This window comes from Olleya sp. NP1-10, assembly GCF_055804415.1.
Genome location: NZ_CM147840.1, coordinates 2,960,795 through 2,982,500, shown reverse-complemented (window position 1 = coordinate 2,982,500; position 21,706 = coordinate 2,960,795). Strand labels below are relative to the sequence as shown.

The 21,706-nt window shown below is 30.5% G+C and carries 20 protein-coding genes; 14 read left to right on the top strand and 6 right to left on the bottom strand.

Going from position 1 to position 21,706, the window contains the following annotated elements:
• The first annotated feature begins 1 nt into the window (after window position 1).
• Window positions 2-1,060, top strand: a complete 1,059-nt coding sequence (locus AC0L4B_RS13980) for an AMP-binding protein (RefSeq protein WP_473437465.1) — start codon at window positions 2-4, stop codon at window positions 1,058-1,060.
• 91 nt (window positions 1,061-1,151) lie between these two features.
• On the top strand, window positions 1,152-3,254 hold the full coding sequence (locus tag AC0L4B_RS13975; RefSeq protein WP_473437464.1) for a vWA domain-containing protein: 2,103 nt from the start codon (window positions 1,152-1,154) through the stop codon (window positions 3,252-3,254).
• Between the two features lie 72 nt (window positions 3,255-3,326).
• Here the strand turns inward: AC0L4B_RS13975 and AC0L4B_RS13970 are convergent, their stop codons facing one another.
• From AC0L4B_RS13970 to AC0L4B_RS13950, 5 genes are read right to left on the bottom strand one after another with little or no spacing between them, the layout of a single operon-like run.
• Window positions 3,327-4,211 (bottom strand): hypothetical protein, encoded by an 885-nt coding sequence (locus AC0L4B_RS13970; RefSeq protein ID WP_473437463.1) that lies wholly within the window; start codon window positions 4,209-4,211, stop codon window positions 3,327-3,329.
• On the bottom strand, window positions 4,211-4,351 hold the full coding sequence (locus AC0L4B_RS13965; RefSeq protein WP_473437462.1) for a hypothetical protein: 141 nt from the start codon (window positions 4,349-4,351) through the stop codon (window positions 4,211-4,213). Before AC0L4B_RS13965 ends, AC0L4B_RS13970 begins: the two co-directional genes overlap by 1 nt.
• 44 nt (window positions 4,352-4,395) lie before the next feature.
• Window positions 4,396-5,040, bottom strand: a complete 645-nt coding sequence (locus AC0L4B_RS13960) for a hypothetical protein (RefSeq protein WP_473437461.1) — start codon at window positions 5,038-5,040, stop codon at window positions 4,396-4,398.
• Between the two features lie 13 nt (window positions 5,041-5,053).
• The gene (locus AC0L4B_RS13955) at window positions 5,054-7,045 is read right to left on the bottom strand and encodes a DUF3352 domain-containing protein (protein ID WP_473437460.1); all 1,992 of its coding nucleotides are present in this window, start codon (window positions 7,043-7,045) and stop codon (window positions 5,054-5,056) included.
• A 6-nt stretch (window positions 7,046-7,051) separates the two neighbouring features.
• Complete coding sequence (locus tag AC0L4B_RS13950) at window positions 7,052-8,680, bottom strand: acyl-CoA carboxylase subunit beta (protein WP_473437459.1); 1,629 nt, start codon at window positions 8,678-8,680, stop codon at window positions 7,052-7,054.
• A 152-nt stretch (window positions 8,681-8,832) separates the two neighbouring features.
• Between AC0L4B_RS13950 and AC0L4B_RS13945 the strand changes: the two genes are divergently transcribed.
• From AC0L4B_RS13945 to ettA, 5 genes are all read left to right on the top strand, one after another.
• Window positions 8,833-9,366: an NADPH-dependent FMN reductase gene (locus AC0L4B_RS13945; RefSeq protein WP_473437458.1), complete on the top strand. Its 534-nt coding sequence runs from the start codon at window positions 8,833-8,835 to the stop codon at window positions 9,364-9,366.
• 8 nt (window positions 9,367-9,374) lie between these two features.
• Window positions 9,375-9,815 carry a MarR family winged helix-turn-helix transcriptional regulator gene (locus AC0L4B_RS13940; protein ID WP_473437457.1) on the top strand — a complete coding sequence of 147 codons (441 nt, stop codon included), beginning with the start codon at window positions 9,375-9,377 and terminating at the stop codon, window positions 9,813-9,815.
• 2 nt (window positions 9,816-9,817) lie between these two features.
• Window positions 9,818-10,534 (top strand): pirin family protein, encoded by a 717-nt coding sequence (locus tag AC0L4B_RS13935; protein WP_473437456.1) that lies wholly within the window; start codon window positions 9,818-9,820, stop codon window positions 10,532-10,534.
• Between the two features lie 97 nt (window positions 10,535-10,631).
• Window positions 10,632-10,814: a CAL67264 family membrane protein gene (locus AC0L4B_RS13930; RefSeq protein ID WP_473437455.1), complete on the top strand. Its 183-nt coding sequence runs from the start codon at window positions 10,632-10,634 to the stop codon at window positions 10,812-10,814.
• 28 nt (window positions 10,815-10,842) lie between these two features.
• Window positions 10,843-12,534 carry an energy-dependent translational throttle protein EttA gene (ettA, locus tag AC0L4B_RS13925; RefSeq protein ID WP_473437454.1) on the top strand — a complete coding sequence of 564 codons (1,692 nt, stop codon included), beginning with the start codon at window positions 10,843-10,845 and terminating at the stop codon, window positions 12,532-12,534.
• Window positions 12,535-12,703: 169 nt separating this feature from the next.
• Here ettA and AC0L4B_RS13920 read toward each other — a convergent pair whose 3' ends face one another.
• Entirely contained in the window at window positions 12,704-13,486 is a 783-nt protein-coding gene (locus tag AC0L4B_RS13920) for an MBL fold metallo-hydrolase (RefSeq protein WP_473437453.1), read from the bottom strand.
• 167 nt (window positions 13,487-13,653) lie between these two features.
• On the opposite strand from AC0L4B_RS13920, the gene AC0L4B_RS13915 reads away from it, so the two are divergent.
• From AC0L4B_RS13915 to AC0L4B_RS13885, 7 genes are all read left to right on the top strand, one after another.
• On the top strand, window positions 13,654-14,991 hold the full coding sequence (locus AC0L4B_RS13915) for a microtubule-binding protein (RefSeq protein ID WP_473437452.1): 1,338 nt from the start codon (window positions 13,654-13,656) through the stop codon (window positions 14,989-14,991).
• Between the two features lie 412 nt (window positions 14,992-15,403).
• Window positions 15,404-16,459, top strand: coding sequence for a hypothetical protein (locus AC0L4B_RS13910; protein ID WP_473437451.1), 1,056 nt, complete (start codon window positions 15,404-15,406; stop codon window positions 16,457-16,459).
• A 65-nt stretch (window positions 16,460-16,524) separates the two neighbouring features.
• On the top strand, window positions 16,525-18,480 hold the full coding sequence (locus tag AC0L4B_RS13905) for an AAA family ATPase (RefSeq protein WP_473437450.1): 1,956 nt from the start codon (window positions 16,525-16,527) through the stop codon (window positions 18,478-18,480).
• Between the two features lie 35 nt (window positions 18,481-18,515).
• Window positions 18,516-19,103: an NUDIX domain-containing protein gene (locus tag AC0L4B_RS13900; protein WP_473437449.1), complete on the top strand. Its 588-nt coding sequence runs from the start codon at window positions 18,516-18,518 to the stop codon at window positions 19,101-19,103.
• A 13-nt stretch (window positions 19,104-19,116) separates the two neighbouring features.
• On the top strand, window positions 19,117-19,746 hold the full coding sequence (locus AC0L4B_RS13895; RefSeq protein WP_473437448.1) for a hypothetical protein: 630 nt from the start codon (window positions 19,117-19,119) through the stop codon (window positions 19,744-19,746).
• A gap of 5 nt (window positions 19,747-19,751) precedes the next feature.
• A complete protein-coding gene (locus AC0L4B_RS13890) occupies window positions 19,752-20,987 on the top strand; it encodes a DUF6638 family protein (protein ID WP_473437447.1) in 1,236 nt (411 codons plus the stop codon).
• 188 nt (window positions 20,988-21,175) lie between these two features.
• The gene (locus tag AC0L4B_RS13885; protein WP_473437446.1) at window positions 21,176-21,586 is read left to right on the top strand and encodes a hypothetical protein; all 411 of its coding nucleotides are present in this window, start codon (window positions 21,176-21,178) and stop codon (window positions 21,584-21,586) included.
• Window positions 21,587-21,706: the final 120 nt, after the last annotated feature.

The window sequence follows — 21,706 nt, the reverse complement described above, 5'->3', positions numbered from 1 at the left end:
TATGACACCTACCTTTAATAAAATACATAATAGATTTAAGCTTAACGGAAATTACTTTTCTTTTGATGGCTTAAAAGAAGTTGCTTATAGTTATATTAAAGAGGGTGAAACTTATGAACAAGAAATTGGTGTGTTTTTATTAGATTGGTTAGATGATAACGAGTTTTTATCAGTTAATACTTCAGGGTCTACTGGTCAACCTAAAAGCATTATGTTAAGCAAGCAAGCTATGGTTAATTCGGCTATTGCTACTGGAGATTATTTTAATTTAAAACCAGGAAATACAGCTTTATTATGCTTGCCAGCAAGTTATATTGCAGGAAAAATGATGTTGGTTCGCGCTTTAATTTTAGGCTTAGAAATAGACAATGTACAGCCAACAACAACCCCTAAAATTAATCAAAATAAGCATTATGACTTCTGTGCAATGATTCCTGCGCAAGTAGAAAAATCTTTAGATCAATTAGATGCTATTAAAACGCTAATTGTTGGTGGAGCACAAGTGTCTACAGCTTTAAAGCAACAATTTTTAGGATTAACAACTCAGGTTTTTGAAACCTACGGAATGACCGAAACTATTACCCATATTGCTGTTAAGCAAATAAATAATACCACAAGTAATATTTTTACCACGCTTCCAGGTACTGCAATTAGCCAAAACAAAAAAGAATGTTTGGTTATTGATGCTCCACAATTAACAACAAATCAAATTATTACTAATGACGTTGTAAAATTACATGGTAAAACTACATTTGAATGGTTAGGTCGTATTGATAATGTTATAAATTCAGGAGGAGTAAAGCTGTTTCCTGAGCAAATAGAAGCAAAACTTCAGTCTAAAATTGAAGGTCGTTTTTTTATAACAGCTCAAAAAGATGACACTTTTGGAGAAGTCCCTGTTTTGGTGCTAGAAGCAAAAAATAATAACGTTAATCCAGACGCTTTTACAGGTTTAACAAACATACAAACACCTAAAATTATATTAGCTATTAACGCTTTCGCGGAAACGTCCTCAGGTAAGGTTAATAGGTTAAAAACAATGCAGTTGCTTAAAAAGTAAAGTTCCCTAACCCAAAATGATACTTCACTCATTATTGGTTTTAAAATCCTAAGGATGGTTATAGGTTTGTTTTAAACAAAAAACAACCATTATGAAAACAGGATTAAACTTACTAATTGCATTATGTATGATGATGCAAGTACAAGCACAACAAAAAACAATTTCAGGAACAATAAGTGATGAAAACGGTTCACCACTTCCATCAGCCAACGTGATTATAAAAGGTAGCACTATTGGAGTAAATTCTAATTTTGATGGGTATTATAGCTTACAAGTAAATGTTGGAGACGTACTAGTCTTCAGTTATGTTGGTTATTCAAGTCAAGATATTACTGTAGGATCATCAAATACAATCAATGTGACATTGCAACCAGACAATAGTTTGGATGAAGTAGTGGTTACAGCTTATGCAATTAGAAAGCAAAAAAAGACTTTTAGTAACAGCGTTAGTAAGATTAGTGCAGAATCTTTGTCAGTGACTAAGAGTTATTCTAATCAATTAGCAGGACGAGTGTCTGGTGTTAAAGTAGCAGATTCAAACACCAAATCAAATAACAATTCAAATATTATTATAAGAGGTTATGCTTCTGTGTCAGATAATAATACGCCTTTATATGTGGTAGATGGTAAAATTGTTTCAAAGTCAAAAGTAGATCAAATAAAGTCTAAAAAAGTAGCAGAAATACAAGTTGTAAAAAAGTATGCTGGACAAGCATTATATGGTAGTCAAGGTGCTAATGGCGTAATTTTAATAAAGACTAAACGTAGTAATTATCAGTTTCCTAATATTAATAAAATTGAAAATGAATCTTACACTAAAATACATGAAAATAAATTTAAGTTAGCCAATGCAAACCCATTGTCAACATTCTCAATAGACGTAGATAAAGCAGGATACAGTAACATTAGACGTATGCTTAATAATGGACAAGTAATACCTTCTAACGCTGTAAAAATTGAAGAGATGGTTAATTATTTTAATTATGATTATCCACAACCTAATGACAAGCATCCTTTTTCAATAAATACTGAAGTGGTTAATACACCATGGAATAAACAAACGCAATTAGTTAGAATTGGTTTACAAGGTAAAACTTATGAAAACAAAGAGTTACCAGCTGCTAACCTTACGTTTTTGATAGATGTTTCAGGCTCAATGAATAATCAGAACAAATTACCATTATTAAAAAATGCTTTTAAGTTATTAGTCAATCAATTAAGAGATAAAGATAAAGTTGCTATAGTTGTTTATGCAGGAGCAGCAGGAGTAGTTTTAAAGCCAACCTCAGGGAAAAACAAAGAAAAAATTATTGAGGCACTAAATAATTTAAGTGCTGGAGGATCAACAGCTGGTGGAGAAGGTATCGAGTTGGCTTATAAATTAGCACAAGAGAATTTTTCTAAAAAAGGAAATAATAGAGTGATTCTAGCAACTGATGGTGATTTTAATGTTGGCGCATCTACCAATGATGCAATGGAAAAATTGATTGTACAAAAAAGAGAATCTGGTGTGTTTTTATCTGTATTAGGTTTTGGCTACGGAAACTATAAAGATGATAAGCTAGAAATATTAGCAGATAAAGGTAACGGTAACCATGCCTACATAGATACAATGCAGGAAGCACGACGTATTTTTGAAACAGAATTTGGTGGTACTTTGTTTACAATAGCTAAAGATGTTAAAATTCAAGTTGAATTTAACCCTAATCTTGTTCAGGCTTATCGATTAATTGGTTATGAAAACAGATTATTGGCTAACGAAGACTTTGTTAATGATGCAATTGATGCTGGAGAATTAGGTGCTGGTCATACTGTTACAGCTTTATATGAAGTGATACCTGTTGGAGTAGAAAGTCATTTTATTAGAGATCAAATTGATTTAAAATATACAAAAAGAACTGAAGTAAATACTAATTATAAAGATGAATTATTTACTGTAAAATTTAGATATAAAAAACCAGATCAAGATACAAGTATAGAAATGGTGCATATGCAAAAAAACGAAACAAGTATTGCTAGCCCAGACATGAACTTTGCAAGTGCTGTAGCATTATTTGGTATGCAATTGCGACACTCTCAGTTTTATAATGACTCAACTATTAAAGACGTTATATCATTAGCAGAAAAGGGTAGAGGGAAGGATCAATCTGGTTATAAAGCAGAGTTTATTAGATTAGTAAACGCTATTAAATAATAGGTTTAATGGTTGACTATTATTTAAAACAAAAGGAATGCGTTTAGCATTCCTTTTGTTATTTGTTTTACATTAATCTTCTGTAGTATGAAAAAAATTAATTTTAGTATTGTGTTTCTTTAAAACTTCTTTAGCTCTTTTATGTTGATCATTGAAAGTATACAAATTAGTGCCTTTACATATTCCGTAATCATAATGGTATTTTAAAATTTCTAAGTCAAAATTTGTTAATTTAACGTCGTCTTGATAACAACCTGAAAAGAAATTTTCACAATCTAGTTCATCATTAAAACTAAAGTATCCTAGTGTCAATACAAATAATTTTTTCATTTTGTTTAATCTAAGAGCTTCGTTAAATAGTTTATCATCTCTAATTCTTATCGAGCCTTTAAATAGTTGGCTATTTCTCCAGTGGACATAAAAATCAGAATATGTATTATTTGACATTCTACTTTCATATTCATAACTACTTGAATAATAAACAATGTAATTAGATTCTTCAACTTTTTTAACAACATCTAATTTTAAAGAATCTACCTGTTCAATTATATTTTTCGCAAAATCTAAGAATTTTTTTAGTTTTTTTTGAATTTTATTATCTATATATAATTTAATGTGTTGTTTCCAATACTTAGAAGTAGTAGAATCGTTATAGATATTATTTTTATGACTAAACCCTATTTTACTATATTGACTTAAAAAAATAGAGTCTTTATAAGTGTATGGTATACTAACACCTTTTTTATTGAATACTTCATTTTCTTCTAATAGAATTAATGTTATACCATCTTTTTCTAATAAATTTAGTGAATCTTTTTTAGTTAGTGGTTCTGGATGAAATTTTTTATATTCTACTAAAGGAATGTATCTTTTAGTTATTTTATGAGTTACTTTGTTTTGGCAATAGCTAAATTGTATAAAACCAATTAAAAATAAAATTTGTAGAGTGTATTTCATTATTTTTCGTTTTTAATAGTTTGTAATTTTTTAAAAGTTTTTAAGTTAACTTTAAAATCATAAATATTAAAATAATGCATTTTTAATATTAAAATATCATCTCCATTTAGTTTGTCTATATGGTTTGTATCAAAATCCAAAACAGACCCTTTTGGAGCTCCATATGCTAAAACATTGAAGTTTCCTAAAGAAATAAAAAAGCTTTTTTTAGTTTAGTCATCATATTATCATCATTTAGTATTGAAGGACTAAGTTTTAATAAACAAGCGTAGCTATTTTTATTATTATCGTTAAAATTTATTCTTTTAATTTTTTCAAAAACTAAGTTTTTTCGTTTTTCTTTGGTATAATCTTTTAGTACATTATCAGGTATACCGTAAAAACTTTTTTCAGCAACTTTAATGTAATAATTGCTCTCATCTATGTTGTTTACAAATTCAAAAGATAAATTTTTAATTTCAGGTATATTAAGTACAAATTTTTTAAACTCTTCTGATAAGTTTGGTTCTAAATTTGGATCAATGTATATTTTAAGAGGTTTAATGAATTGATGTATTTGACTATTTTTTCTTGAAAAAACAGCATTTATATAATCTCGAGTTAAAGATTTATTATCTAAATAATCAAACTTATATATAAAATTTAATTTGTCTTTATTTGTTATTAAGTATGTTGTGTCTTTTAGGCTATTATTATTATTATTATCAATTGTCTGCATTATTTTTACTTGTTTTCTCAAAGGAATAGAATCAAGATTAGATTGAGAAAAACAGGTATAAGTAATTAAAGTTGAAATGAGTAATATGTAGTTTTTAATAGCTTTTTTCATTTGTTTAATTTAATTAAAATCGTTTTTTAAAGACTACATCTTCGTTATAATCATAAACTCGCCAAGTACTGACTTGTTTATCTTTACGGTAGCGACCAGAAATTTTTAATTTTCCGTTAGAATAGTATGATTTATAAGTACCGTGTTTTAAACCATCTTTTAGTTCGACTAAAAATTTTAAATTTCCGTTAGAATATTTTTTGCCAAACTTATCTGAAGTTAAATCCGATGGATATATTTCAGGGATTTTAAAGACAGTGTTTTTATCAATGTTACTAGTTGTAATTTCTGTGTCCTGATTACTTTTTGAGTTAGTTGGTTTTACTGCATCTTTAAAAATGTAATTTGCTTTTACATCTTCAGGAGATTCATAATTAATTACTATTTTACTTTCAAAAAAACTTTTTTCTGGAGTTAATTGTATACCAATTAACGGAAAACAAATAACATAGTCTTTATTTGATTTTAATTGTTTTTTTGTTGCATAATCAACAAAATTATAGGCATTATTATAGACATTTGGTGTGTTAATGTAGGCGTATACACTTGAACGTCTATCAAAATTGTCATTAAAGTCATCAAAAGGTTCAAAATTATCTAGAGTCTGTTTGTCGATGTAAGAGTTTATAATACTTTTTAAAGTATTGGGCTCATTACTAAACACTACGTAATCTTCAATTATAGTAAAGTAAGGTTTTTCAATTTCAGAAAATAAATTACCAAGTAGTATTTTAAAGAAACCTTTGATTGACATAAAGTTGATGTCATGTTCTTTATAGTTTATGGCCTTGAACTTTACAGGAGAACGCTTTCTTATTTGTTCTAAAATAAAATCTAAATTCTCTTTAGCATCATCAATATCGTTAGCCTTTAATACTAATGCAACATCTTTAGAGGATTCCGAAACATTGGAGTTTAATTGAAGCAAAGCGATTTCATCATCAATCCAACTCATAAAATGTTTTTTAAGATTGATTTTTAAGAAATTTTCAATCTTCTCTGTACCATCTAAATAACTTTTAAATTGCTCAGGTTTTTCTTTTTGAATATTTTCAAAATTAGTATAAAACTCTTCAAAACTACTAAATCCAAAACTTAAATATAATGCAGTTTCTTTTGGAGCAATAGTATTAATTGTACGTTTACCTTTTCCAGATTTTTGAAGTGCTTTTAAGTATGATGAAGCTTGATCATTAGTGTTTGTAATACCATTAGCAATAATGGTGTTGTCATCTAAATCAAAACTAAAACCACTAAACTCTAAACTTTTGCTTAAGGTTTCGGTGGTATAACCAGGTTTATCAGAAAAGACTTTCATGTATTCATCTAAATAGTCATATTGAAAATATAATCTAAACATATCGTCATTATCAACTTGCTTTTTGACTTCAATAAAATTTAGATTTCTGCCTATTTCAGGTTCTGCATATTGGTCAATAGAGGCTTCCACTAGAGTGTGAACATAGGACACAATCATTTGATTTTTTATAAAACTAATGTAAAGTGTTTCTCTGCTTTTAGTATCATAAACTTCTGTAATTTCATGCTTATGATATTTACGTTTACTGACTTTGTAACTACTATTTATTAAGGTGTTTAGGTTGTTTTTGATTAGGTTTAGTTTGGCTATTTTTTGTAAATCTACGACGTACAAAAAACTGTATTTTTTAGGAGCATATACATGAGCTGATATTATAACATCTCTATTACCAATACGGTTAAAGACACCTTGCTTTTGCTTAAATATAGTATCTAATTTATTTAAGTTTTTTGCTAATGTATTAAAGTAATTATTGGTGTTTAAATGTTTCCAGATGTCACTTCTACTAATGGCATCCCAATTGTCTATTGGTTCTTGGGTCTCTATAATATATACAGCATCTTTAGGTACCAAATAAATGGATTGTATATTATCATTATTATCAAAATAGAAAATATAAACTTGATACAATCCATAACCAACAAGTAAGGTTAGTAATATTGTAAATATTGTGCGTTTTTTCATGATTAACTATACTTGTAAAACTCCCATATTAAACTGCTTTTCAATAGGAGCGTGGTTTGCTGCCTCAATACCCATACTTATCCAAGTTCTAGTATCTAAAGGATTAATAACTGCATCTGTCCAAATTCTAGCTGCTGCATAATATGGTGACACTTGATTGTCATATCTTGCTTTAATTTTGTTAAATAATTCGTCTTCTTTTTCTTTTGTAATGGTTTCACCTTTCTTTTTAAGCGAAGCAGTTTCGATTTGTAATAATACTTTTGCAGCACTATTACCACTCATAACTGCTAATTCAGCACTTGGCCAAGCAGCAATAAGTCTTGGATCGTATGCTTTACCACACATTGCATAATTCCCTGCGCCATAACTGTTACCTAATACAATCGTAAATTTAGGCACCACACTATTACTAACTGCGTTTACCATTTTGGCACCATCTTTTATAATTCCAGAATGCTCACTTTTGCTACCAACCATAAAACCAGTAACATCTTGAAGGAATACTAAGGGGATTTTTTTCTGGTTACAATTAGCTATAAATCTAGTCGATTTATCTGCACTGTCATTATAAATAACACCTCCAAATTGCATTTCGCCTTTTTTAGTTTTAACTAAAGTACGTTGGTTAGCAATAATACCTACTGCCCAACCATCTATTCTGGCATATGCTGTAATTATAGATTTTCCGTAGTCTTCTTTATATTCATCAAACTCAGAGTTGTCAACTAATCGTTTGATAATTTCTTTCATATCATATTGATCAGCTCTTGATCTTGGTAAAATTCCGTAGATATCCTCAGGGTTTTCTTTAGGTTTTTTAGGTTCGTTTCTATTAAAACCAGCTTTGTCATAATCACCTATTTTATCAACGATACGTTTTATTTTGTCTAAAGCATCTTTATCGTCAGTAGCTTTATAATCTGTTACACCACTAATTTCACAGTGTGTTGTTGCTCCTCCAAGAGTTTCGTTATCTATACTTTCTCCAATTGCAGCTTTTACAAGATAGCTTCCTGCAAGAAAAATACTTGCTGTTTTATCAACAATAATAGCTTCATCACTCATAATAGGTAAATAGGCTCCACCAGCAACACAGCTTCCCATTATTGCGGATATTTGCGTTATTCCCATACTACTCATAACTGCATTATTTCTAAAAATACGACCAAAGTGTTCTTTGTCTGGAAAAATTTCGTCTTGCATAGGTAGGTAGACTCCAGCAGAATCTACTAAGTATATGATTGGTAATTTATTTTCAATTGCAATTTCTTGAGCACGTAAGTTTTTCTTTCCTGTAATAGGAAACCAAGCTCCTGCTTTTACTGTAGCATCATTAGCAACAACAATACATTGTTTACCTTGTATATATCCCATTTTAACTACCACACCACCTGATGGACATCCACCATGTTCAGCATACATGTCTTCTCCTGCAAAAGCACCAATTTCAATGCTTTTCTTTTTAGAATCTAAAAGGTAATTAACACGCTCTCTAGCAGTCATTTTTCCTTTTGCATGATGCTTTTCTATACGTTTTTCTCCACCTCCTAATTTAACTTTCGCTAATTTATTTTTAAGGTCAGAAACTAGTAATTTATTATGATCTTCGTTTTTATTGAAGTTGATATCCATAGGTTATAATTTGTTACGAATTTACAAAAACTAAACGCCTTTTAAAACAGGTTTTTTATTTAGGTTAATAATTTCTTAAAATAGAAGTCATTGTAAATAGTTTCCTTGGAATATATTATTATTTGTTTTACTTTTGAAATAAAATAACAATTATGACTAAAAATATTATTGCTTTTGCTGGAAGTAACAGTAAAACTTCAATAAATAAACAATTAGCAGTTTATGCTTCAAGTTTAATTAAAGACGTTAATGTAAATGTTTTAGATTTAAACGACTATAAACTTCCTCTTTACGGAGTAGATTTAGAGACTGAAAAAGGTTTTCCTGAAGATGCGTTAAAGTTTTATAAGCTTTTAAGTAATGCTGATGGATTAATTATATCATTAGCAGAGCATAATGGAGCATATACTACAGTTTTTAAAAATTTAATGGATTGGTTGTCGCGTGTAGATGCTAATATGTTTCAGGCAAAACCTATGTTATTAATGAGTACTTCTCCAGGAGCGAGAGCAGGTCAATCTGTGTTTGAAATTGCTGAAGATAGATTCCCTAGGCATAATGCTAATATTGTAGCAAAGTTTAGTTTGCCTTCTTTTAATGATAATTTTAAAGATGAAAAAGTGGTAAATTCAGAACTTAATAATCTATTAAAAGCAGAAGTTGAGACTTTAGTTAAACACCTGTAATTTATAAAATGGGAAACTTTGCAGAAGATATCAAGTCTAGATTTGAGAATAACAAAGTAAAAGCAATGCTAAATATTTTGTATACCGCTAATCATATTACAAGTATACAAAACGATTTTTTTAAACCTTTTGGACTTTCACCACAACAATATAATATCTTAAGAATTTTAAGAGGAGCTAAAAAACCTATAAAAGTTCAGACAATTAAGGAGCGCATGATAGAGCGTGCTCCTAATTTGACACGTTTAACAGATAAAATGTGTGATAAAAATTTAATTAAACGAATTGCTTATCCTGATGACAGACGTGTGGTGTTAATCGAAATTACAGAACACGGTTTAGACTTACTAAATAAAATTCAACCAAATAATCCATTACACAATTTGTTAGATAACTTAACCGAAGTTGAAGCAGGTCAATTAAGTGATTTATTAGATAAAATGAGATAAACATGAAAACCATTTTACACAAAGCCTCAGACAGAGGGTTCGCTAACCATGGATGGTTACAAGCCAATCACAGTTTTAGTTTTGCTAATTTTTTTGATGCCGAAAAAATACAATTTGGAGCATTACGCGTTTTAAATGACGACGTTATTGCACCAAGTATGGGTTTTAGTACACATCCTCATGATAACATGGAGATTATAACTATACCGTTAAAAGGTACTTTAAAACATAAAGATTCCATGGGAAACCAGTGGGAAACAATAAAGGCAGGAGAAGTACAAGTGATGAGTGCTGGAAGTGGTTTATTACATTCTGAAATGAATGCTAATACAGATGAATATTTGAGTTTGTTTCAAATATGGATCATTCCAAACAAAAGAAATGTAGAACCTAGATATGATCAACAGTTTTTTAAAGCTGAAGATAGGCAAGGTCAATTGCAAACTTTAGTAACTTCAATTGATACTAATGATGAAGGTTTAAAAATTCATCAAGATGCTAAGTTGTCCAGAATAGATTTAAATCAAAAACAACAATTTATTTATAAGACTAAAACACTTGATCATGGTACTTATGTTATGGTGATCTCTGGCGAGGTTATAATTAATGATAAAATACTAAAATCAAGAGACGCTATTGGTGTTTCTAAAACAGAAAGTTTTAATATAACAACAAATTCAAACAGTCAGTTGTTGTTTATAGAAGTACCTATGTCTTAGTATTGTGCAACCCATAAATTAAAAAAGCATCCTATTTAGGATGCTTTTTGTGTTAAATAATCGATATTTGTAATTCACATTTTACTAAAAACAGATTATGGCAATGAATAAAAATACTGTGTTAGCTTGGGCTACCACAATAATGATACTAGTAGGATTAGCATTAATAGCACTAGGTGCTTTTAGATATGATGATGTAGCAGGATGGGGTTTTGCAGCAGTAGGTGTAGGCTTTTTTGCTGTAGCATGGGTTTTTAATGCATTAAAAGGACGCGTTTAATTAATATTTAAATTAAAACATTTTAAAAATGTCAGACGATAAAAAAGTAATTTTCTCAATGTCTGGTTTGACCAAGACATTTCAAAGTGCACAAACACCTGTACTTAAAAACATTTATTTAAGCTTTTTTTATGGAGCTAAAATTGGAATCTTAGGTCTTAACGGTTCTGGTAAATCTACTTTATTAAAAATTATTGCAGGAGTAGATAAAAATTATCAAGGTGATGTGGTATTTTCTCCAGGGTATTCTGTTGGATATCTAGAGCAAGAGCCACAATTAGACGATGATAAAACAGTAATGGAAGTTGTCCGTGAAGGTGCTGCAGAAACCGTTGCTATTCTAGATGAATATAATAAGATTAACGATCAATTTGGTTTAGAAGAAGTCTACAGTGATGTAGACAAAATGGAAAAGCTAATGAATCGTCAAGCAGAATTACAGGATCAAATTGATGCTTCAGGTGCTTGGGAGTTAGATACCAAATTAGAAATCGCTATGGATGCATTACGTACTCCAGATGGTGATAAAAAAATTGGAGTACTATCTGGAGGAGAAAGACGTCGTGTTGCTTTATGTAGATTGCTTTTACAAGAACCAGATGTATTATTATTAGATGAGCCAACCAACCACTTGGATGCTGAGTCTGTACATTGGTTAGAGCATCACTTAGCACAATATAAAGGGACTGTAATAGCAGTGACGCACGATAGATACTTTTTAGATAATGTTGCTGGATGGATTTTAGAATTAGATAGAGGAGAGGGTATACCTTGGAAGGGTAATTATTCTTCATGGCTAGACCAAAAATCTAAGCGTATGGCTCAAGAAAGCAAAACAGCGTCTAAGCGTCAAAAAACATTAGAGCGAGAGCTAGAATGGGTTAAACAAGGTGCAAAAGGTCGTCAAACAAAGCAAAAAGCACGTTTGAAAAACTATGACAAATTAATGAGTCAAGACCAAAAGCAATTAGACGAAAAATTAGAAATTTATATACCTAATGGTCCACGTTTAGGGACAAATGTAATTGAAGCAGTTGGAGTAAGTAAAGCGTTTGGAGACAAGTTACTTTATGAAGACTTAAACTTTAATTTACCTCAAGCAGGTATTGTTGGTGTTATTGGTCCAAATGGTGCTGGTAAGACAACAATCTTCAGAATGATTATGGGTGAAGAAACGCCTGATAAAGGTGAGTTTAAAACTGGTGAGACTGCAAAAGTATCTTACGTTGATCAAGCCCATTCTAATATTGATCCAGAAAAATCTATTTGGCAAAACTTTAGTGATGAGCAAGAGTTGGTTTTAATGGGAGGTAAAGAAGTTAATTCTAGAGCTTACTTAAGTCGTTTCAACTTTTCAGGAAGCGAACAAAACAAAAAAGTAAAGTTATTATCTGGTGGAGAGCGTAACCGTTTACATTTAGCAATGACGCTAAAAGAAGAAGGAAACGTATTATTGTTAGATGAGCCTACCAATGATTTAGATGTTAATACATTACGTGCTTTAGAAGAAGGACTAGAAAACTTTGCTGGATGTGCAGTAGTAATTAGTCACGACAGATGGTTTTTAGACAGAATTTGTACACACATCTTAGCATTTGAAGGAGATTCTCAAGTGTATTTCTTTGAAGGTGGATTTAGTGAATACGAAGAAAATAAGAAGAAACGTTTAGGTGGAGACTTAATGCCTAAGCGTATTAAATATAAAAAGCTAGTAAGATAAGTTTACTAGTTTATGTAAATAAAAAAGCCTGCAAATCGCAGGCTTTTTTATTTATAAATAGTAATCAATCTGATCTATTATTTTATTGAAATCATTTTTATACTCACTACTCACTACTCACTACTCACTACTCACTACTCACTACTCACTACTCACTACTCACTACTCACTATTTCTCAGGATACCAATCTAGCTGCACCACTTCAATCTCAGGATTAGCTTCATTTACAATTGTTTTAAATTTATCTACGTTGCTAAGACCTTCGGTACCTCTGTAATGATAAGGATAGACTTGTTTAGGTTTAAAATCTAATACAGCACTTGCAGCACTGTCAACAGTCATAGTGTAAGGTAAATTCATACATACAAAAGCTTTGTCAATACTAGTCAATTGTCTCATTTCTGGTATGTCTTCAGTATCACCAGAGATGTAAATACGTTCTTTATTAATCGTTAATATATAACCATTACCACGACCTTTAGAGTGAAATTTTAAAGCTTCTTCACGTAAATTATACATAGGTATCGCTTGTATGGTAACACTGTTAATCATGGTTACATCGTCATTAGCTAAAACACTGTAATTTGGTTTAAAATCTTCAGTAAATTTATCAACAACAGCTTGAGGAGCAACAATCATGGCATTACTTAAATCTAAAGCTTTTAAAGTTTCTAGATTTAAATGATCACCATGTATATCTGTAATTAATACTAAAGTTGGTGCTTTTTGTCCTTCAAAAGCAGCTTTGCCTCCTGTTGGATCCACATAAATTGTTTCTTTTCCATAGTTTAAAACCATAGTCGCATGGCTAATAGGTATGATTTCTAAAGTTTTTTCAACAGGTATTTCAGTTTTAGTTTCTGTTAATTCAGCAACATTAGTTTTTGTTTCTTTTTTACAACTAATTAATATTAAGGTTGTTGCTATTAAGGTTAGCGTGATTTTTTTCATTTTAAAAGTTTTGTTTTAAAGGTACTTACTTTTTTTCTTTTAAATAATTTGTAACAATTTTATAACAAATAATACTGATAATATGAGCAACAAATATTTTCACAACTAATATTTTTTAACGAAATTGCTTTCAATAAATTTATCCAACCTTAAAAACTGAAATATATATGTCTGATGATTTTGATTTATTAGAAACTAACGCTAACGAAAAAACCGAGAAAGTAGATGTCAATTGGGGAAAAGCAATTGATACCATGAAATCTAAATTAGCGCAAGAGGACGACCCAGAAAGTCGTCAAAAAATCTTAAACGCAACCTTGGACGATGTTGTCGGTATGGCAGAAAAAGATCGTACAACACTTTTAGATGCTATTAAAGATTTAACAGATTACCAAGACGAGGTTGGTATCTTGTTTGAGCGCTTTTCATCTTTAAACGAGACTGAACAAAAAGTCATTGACGATGCTCAAAAAGCATTAGAGCGTGCTAAAATCGAGTTAGAAGATGCACAAAACAAACCAGACACTTGGTGGAATAATCTTTGGGGACGCAAAAGCAAAATTAAAGCTGCCGAAAAAGCTTTAGAAGCAGCCGAAAAAGTACGTGCAGGAGCAGACAATAAAGCAAAAGCAATGTTTCAAGAACGTATCGAGAGTGCAGACATACAAACACTATTAAGTGAGTTATCATACAAATCTCAAGCAGCAGTAACACGTCTTAAAAATCGTGAGGTAGAAATCAAAGAAGTAGAAGATAAGTTGCAAGATGCAATCGTAGAAGCGTCTAAAAACCATACCAAAGCTTTAGAGAAAAAAGCCGAAACTGAAGCTAAATTAGAAACGCAATACGCTTTATTAAAGCAAGCACGTCAAGCATTAGAAGAAGTTGCAGATAAGCAATCTACAGAATACTCTGAAGCATTATCAAAAGTAACAAAATTAGAGCAAGAAGTAGAAGAGTTAGAAGGACTTAAAAACGCCTATACAACCCTTGCAGCCTCTAAAGATAGTTTTGTACACAAGCATAATTTAACAATCAAAGTATTGACTTCATTACGTAGTAATTTACAAACACATCGTGCAAAATTAAAGTCAGATACAGAAGAGCGTCTTAAATATTACGACGGTTATGTAGTAGCATTAAAAGCACGTACAGACCAAGAGTTTGCTGCAATATTAGAGCATTTAGGAGTTAAGACAGATGAGCACATCGGAGAAACTTTAGCATCAATGCATACCGCAAGTGCAAAAGCACGTCAAGAGATGATGGACAACATTCCAGTACACGAAAAAGTTATGCAAGGGGTTTACCGTAGTTACGCAGAAGCGTTACAAGAAATCAGAGCTAAAGATGTAGACATTCAAAAGAATTTTGCAGACCGTTACGGTATTGACATGAAAGAGATTTTTGAAGAATATTACAGCTCTGAAAATGCACCTTCAGGAGATGATGCACCAGCAGGAGCACCAAAACCAGAAGCTTCTAACGACGATTTATTGTCTTAAAATTAGTTTAGCGTTACCTACTTTAGCTTTTAAGGGCTAAAGTAGGTCAGGCTTTACGTTATATCTTTTGCAAAAAAGCAAAAGGATGCCACTTCAATCCTTAACGCGCTTACTCAAGCCTTAAAGTGCAAATCAAAAATAAAAGTCAATAGTAAAATGTCAAAACAATTAAGATTAGTAATTGCAATTATAATCATGATAGGTTTTGTTTTACTTGGTACCTACATTCTAAAAACCAGTAATACACTTATAGGTCAAATAATAGGTTGGACAAATATTCTCTTTTTTCTAGGTTTTCTAGTTTGGGCTTTCATTAAATATATGACCAATAAAAAAAGATAATTACAACTAAAACAATCAAGTTATAACAGACTTAAAACGGACTATAACAACTGAATATTGAACATTTAAAATGAGTATAAACCACATTGTCACACCATTAGATTCATCTATATTAGATAGTAAAGATCAATATGTGTTTTATCACAAAAAGGTAGATTTTGCCTTAAAAGAATTAATTGTTGGCGTACAACAAAATGACTTATGTACTCCACAAGAAATTGTTTTCTTTAAGCAATACTGTGACTTGCTACTATACTCCATAGAAGCCATGCGTGTCAAATATATGTACGATGAGGAAGACAACATGAAGGTAGACGTTACAGATTCTGGTTTTCCTAATTATTTAGAGTTTAGATACCTATATAACGACCTGTCTTTACGCGACAACTATTTAAACAAATTAAAAGATGTGTCAGAACTTCAAGACGAATTTCTGGACCAATTATTACGCAAAAAACAACCTGTTAGACGTGATAAATTATTTCAAGCAGCATCAATAGTATATTATACATCAGTAGAGCAGCAATATATTTTTAACCGTTTTGTACAAGGTAAAATTATAAAAGCGCCAGAAGGTAGTCAAGCAACTTATATGACCAGTTGGAGTTTTTACGATGTCTCCTTAAACCGTCCCTTTATTTGCTATATGTACTTTGATTATGATGGTAAAGATCCATTAAAAGAAAAGGAAGACATATATGACACTTTAAAAACAGTAGCTGATCGTAAAATGAATATGGATACCATGGCTTATGGTATTGATAGACGATTAAAAAATGTATTTCCAAAACACATAAAACGCTTAGACATAGGTGCTTTTCATAACGTGTTTGCTAAAGACGATAACGATTTAACGCACACCATTCTAGAAGCAATAGGTAAAAAAGAAATCCCTTTAGAAGCCTATGCTTTATCTTTTAAAGTACACGAGGTATTTACAGGTGGCCAATTTAAAGAAGGTGGATATTTTAGCAAACAAACACTCCAAAATTGGAGTACACCAATAAAAGAAGGTTACGTATTTGCACCACATCGTATTATTCAATTATTATACAACAAAAACCCAGAAATTATGAATAAGTTGGCAAAACCACCTTTTCAAGTTTCAGACTTAAAAATCAAATAAATAGACTAAACAGTTTAAGTTTTTTTAGTAATAAAATTATTAACTGTTAATAGAAAACCCAAAACATGGAACACAACTCGACTTTCCCTATAAAAAAATCAGAATTAGACGTATTACGTGACGAAGCTTCATCTTATTTAAAAAGTATAAGTTGGGAGCAAGGTGGACGTGCTAAAAATAAAGATAAAGAAGCAAAAGACGAATCTATTTTATTGTACTTATCTAAAGCCAATAATGGGTCTTCAACGTCAATAACTTCGGTTTCTAAAACCATTTTAGCGTTAAAAAAACGATTATTACCAGATTCGGTAGCCATACCAATTCTTTTAAACCAAACATTATATGCTGTTCAAGAAGGGTTAACCTTAGGAATTTGGATTAAAGACAGTTATTATGATGCCTCAGGTTTATCTAGTTTAAGCGAGCGTAAATCTGCTTTAGATACAGATGGTAAACGTGAGTATGAAAGTAAAATGCAAACATCTAGTGCATTTATGTTGTTTGCTTCAGCATATAAAATCTTACATTTATTAAAACCTCATGCTTCAGACGATTTAAATGTGATGAAGCAAAAATTTGCAGGCATACCAGAATTATCTCTAATGTCGCCATTAAAAGCAATTTCATGTGCATTATTTTATTACGATAAATATTTAGCTCATCCAGATATTGTTAAGTCAGATAAGGATGTTGCGGATTTTACTGTTGTGTTTTTTGAAGCCTTAATAGACGAGATTAACCTGCGTAAAAGTAGCTTAGAATATACAGAAACAATAGTTGACAGAACCTATAAATTAGAAAATAGCGATTTTGCTATTTCTGGTTGGGAAAATACATTTCAAGGTACAGCAAAAAGTATTGAATTTAATAAAATTAAATTTGAACAAATTGTTGGTAACAGAGATGCAAAACACTTTTCTAGACGTTTAACAGAGCGTATGTTGAGCTATGATTTTGAAGCAAAGAAAAATCCTTTTCAAGAGCTTGGTGGATTTATGCCAGTATTTATGGGTTACGGTATTCCTGGTACAGGAAAAAGTATGCTAATTGCTGCAATTGCAACACGATTAAAAGAACATTGTGATAATTTAGATATTCCGTTTTTATTTCACCCAATGCCTGATACTTTAATTAGTACTTTTCAAGGTGGTTCTGCCGAAAAAATGGTGGATTGGATGAAACCAATGCAAGATCCTTCTAAATTAATTTTTGCACCTATTGATGATGCCGAAAATAACCTACAAGAACGTACAGCTCAAGGTGTGTCTGCAGGTGTAAAGGAAGTTATTGGTGTGTTTTTAAGATATACAGAAGGTGCTTATGCAGTAAATTATGGAAACAGCTCGATTGGTTTATTTACTAATCTTCCAGAAATGTTAGATAAAGCGGTTATTTCTCGTGTGCAAGGTCGTTTTAAAATTGATGGAGCAAGAACAGAGCATGATTTTTTAGATCAAGATCATTTATGGTGGAGTAAGTTAGACAAAACCATGCCTGATTTTGTTAATATGCAAGGTCCTGCAGATTATAAATATTTGCAAGATCAAGGTTTAGCGACTAATATGGGAGAAATCTTAAAAGTGTCTGAAAAACCTACTGAACTTCGTGTATTGGAAGCATATGACAAAGCCGAAAAACAGCATAAGGCTACAGATCATTTATTTTATGCGACATTATATAAAGAGATTCAAAAAATATTTCCATTTTTCTCTTCTCGTGACGTTCGTAACATACAAAGTGCAGTATCATTAAGATTAACAGATTTTGATTTAGAACAAAGCTGGTTTGATAATCCTGAAACGTATTTCAAAAAGGATTATCAAACTAAATTTAACATGTTGCAAGAGTTAATGAAGTCTAACATGAAAGGTTTAAACTTTTCTGAAATAAGAAGACAAGAAGTTGTTCGTTATTTAGATAATGTTGCAACTATTGCAGACACTGATTTTAAACGTAAAGTAGATGCTAGAATAAACCAATTAAATATAGAGACTAAAGCTAGAGAACAATTTGGTGCATAGTTCAAGGTTTTAAAATTAACAGTCAAGTATTACATATGGATACCAGCCGAATTAAAAATCTTAAAACCGATTTACTATCTGACCAATGGTATACTTTAAATAAGCTAACCTTTGATTATTTACAAAGTAATGGTCAATGGATAGAAATTGTTAGAGAATGCTACGATAAAGGTGATGGAGCTGTTATTTTATTGTTTAATAAAACAAAAAAGACAGTAATGTTAACTAAACAGTTACGCATACCTACTTATGTAAATGGTAATAAAGACGGTTTTTTAATAGAGGCTTGTGCAGGACTTTTAGATAATGATTTACCTGAAGATTGTATTAAAAAAGAAGTCTTAGAAGAAACTGGTTATAAAATTGAACACGTAGAAAAAGTAATGGAAGCGTATTCAGCACCAGGAGCTGTAACAGAAAAATTGCATTATTTTATTGGCGAATTTACAGATGACATGAAAGTTAATAATGGAGGAGGAGCAGCTGATGAAACTGAAGATATTGAGGTTTTAGAAATGCCTTTTGAATCTGCTGTTAATATAATAAATACAGGCGAAATAAAAGATATAAAAACTATTTGTTTGTTGCAGTATGCACAGATAAATAACATCATGAAACCTTAGTTAGTAGAAAAAGATGAGTAACAAAACAACTGGTAGTAAATTATCACAAATTGGATTACAAGACTATTTGTCTATTGGTTATTTGTTTTTATTAATTTTAGGTGTTGTATACGAGTCTATTTACTATAAGTTTTTAGGGATTAATATTTTAGAATATTCTTCCGTTTTAGATGTGTTAATTAGTCCAATAGCAGTAATGACAGGAAATTTAATCTTAGGATTAGCAGTCATATTTAGCATAATTATGGCTTATGTCATGGTTAAAATTACACCTAAATATTATAAATGGTTAAGCAAAAAGACTAAATACCAATCCGGAAAAAATAAATTAAAGTTAGAAAAAGCACAAGCTAAAATAAATGCTAAAGACGCTGTTATAACCATGATTGCTTTTTATGTCTTTTCAGTTTTTATAGGTTTAGGTATAGGAAGTGGTTATAAAACTAACAAACGAGTAGAAACTAACGATTATAAAATAAGTCATAAATTAACCTTTAATAATGGTTTAACTCAAGATATTAAAATGCTAGGTAAAAATAGTTTATATGTGTTTTATGTTCTTAAAGATGATAAAGAAGTAATTATAGCACCTATTGAAGGTAATATAAAAATGATTAAAAAATTGAAGCAAGAAAATAATTAGGTGTAATGCAAAAACTTAAACTAGCAAATCTTTACAGAAGCGAACTAATTCCTATTAGTGGTAAATTAGTAGACCGATACAATCAGTGTCTTATAAAATTAGGATTTACACCAACAAAATTAACTAAATTTTCAATAGATGGACTGGGTTATAGTCCAGAAATTGCTGAAGAAAAAGGGTCTACAATGTACCTAAATAATGGCGAAGCTAATCCACATGCTATAATTATTTCGCCTTTACAAAAAGGTAAACCTGTATATTCTCCATTTCATAGTTTTGACAGAGAAATGATGAAACAAGTGTTTCAAGTACATGGTCAAAAAATAAATGATATTACTAGAGATTCAGCTATATGCATCGATTTTGACCAAGATATTGATGCGTTTTACGAGCCTCTTGACGTTTTAAAATATAATAAGGTTTATATTAAATTTCATTTAGTAAATAACCTAGATAAAATTCAAAAAGAACAACAACAATTAATAAATACTTTTAAAGAAGGTAATAATTTTATAGATGAAGAATTACATGCCAAAATCCTAGCTTCTGCTAAAGAATATGGAGATTTACGTGGTCGTGATTTGAGTTTGCATAGTTTGCAATATCAAACAGATTCATTTTACACAAAATCGTTTGGAGGCGTATACCTTTTACGTGATTTTATAACGCCAATTATTATTTTTGAAAATAAAAAATGGTACAAACAAGCTATTAAAGACACCATTCAAGACGTTACAATTTATCACATACTACAACCTGAATTAATGGACAAACTTCGTGATCATGTTATAATAGAACATGACTTGGAAGAAGCCCTAAACACAGACCGTTACCAGCGTATTAAAAAAATGGAGTTTGCTATGGCTTTAAAAGATACGCAACATCCATTACGTGATATTTTAAGTGATCCAGTATTGTTTAAAAGCTATTTAAACAGACTTGATATTTCAACTAGAAAACGAGTTATGGGAGTAGAATTGTACTTAGATAAAATAGCGGTTAGTAACCAATATAAAATTGCAGATATCGTTGATGTTAATTTGTTTAATGCCTTGCATATTCCACATAGTTCTTTAACAGCCAGACATCAAGATTTAATCTGGAAGTTATTAATTAATGTGTCTCCTAGAGATGTATTATTTTTATATTGGTATGATAAAGAGGAGTTTTACAAACAATATAATACTTGGGACGACTCATTTAAAGACTGGGTAATAGAAACTATTAGTAACAATATTTAAAAATTATAGACTAATTTAGTAGAGGCTGTATAAATAGCTATTACTAATCAAAAAAATAAAACCATGGGTTTAGAAATTATTATATTTTTGGAGCAATCCTTTTCGGAATTTTCTTGTATTGGACAGAATCTAAAAGCAATGCAATATACCGTACTTTTAATAAAATTTTCAACAGTAAAGCATTACAAATGAAGCCTACAGAAACTAAAGGTTTTATATATAAACAAGATGTTTTGCCAAGAGTTTTAACTGTAGCAGTTTTGTTTTTAGTTGTAGCATTAATTATTCAATTTTTAACACCAATAGCTATTTTTGGTAGCTATTATGGTATTTCTTCTCTAGCATCAGCTATCTTCGGAACTCTAATTGGTACCTACGTTGCTAATTTTGTTATAAAATCTGGTGAAGTTATAGAAGAACAAACAGATAGCCTTGAGGATGTAGTAAAAGAGGGTTTTAATAAAGGAAAAGAATTTTTAGAAGACCTTAAAACTCAAGATGCAAAAGTTGTTCAGGAAGCTAAAAAAGAAATTAAAGAGACACCAAAAGCACCAGAAAAAAGCGCAAGAGAGCGTTTAAAAGACAAAGGATTAATGTAATTTATCATTATTATTAAAAGTCATTATTATCTAAATGTTCAGTTTTCAGCTTAAAGCTGAAAATATTTAAACTAACAAACGATTCGGTTGGAGTAATAAGCGATCAACCTAAATATAAAA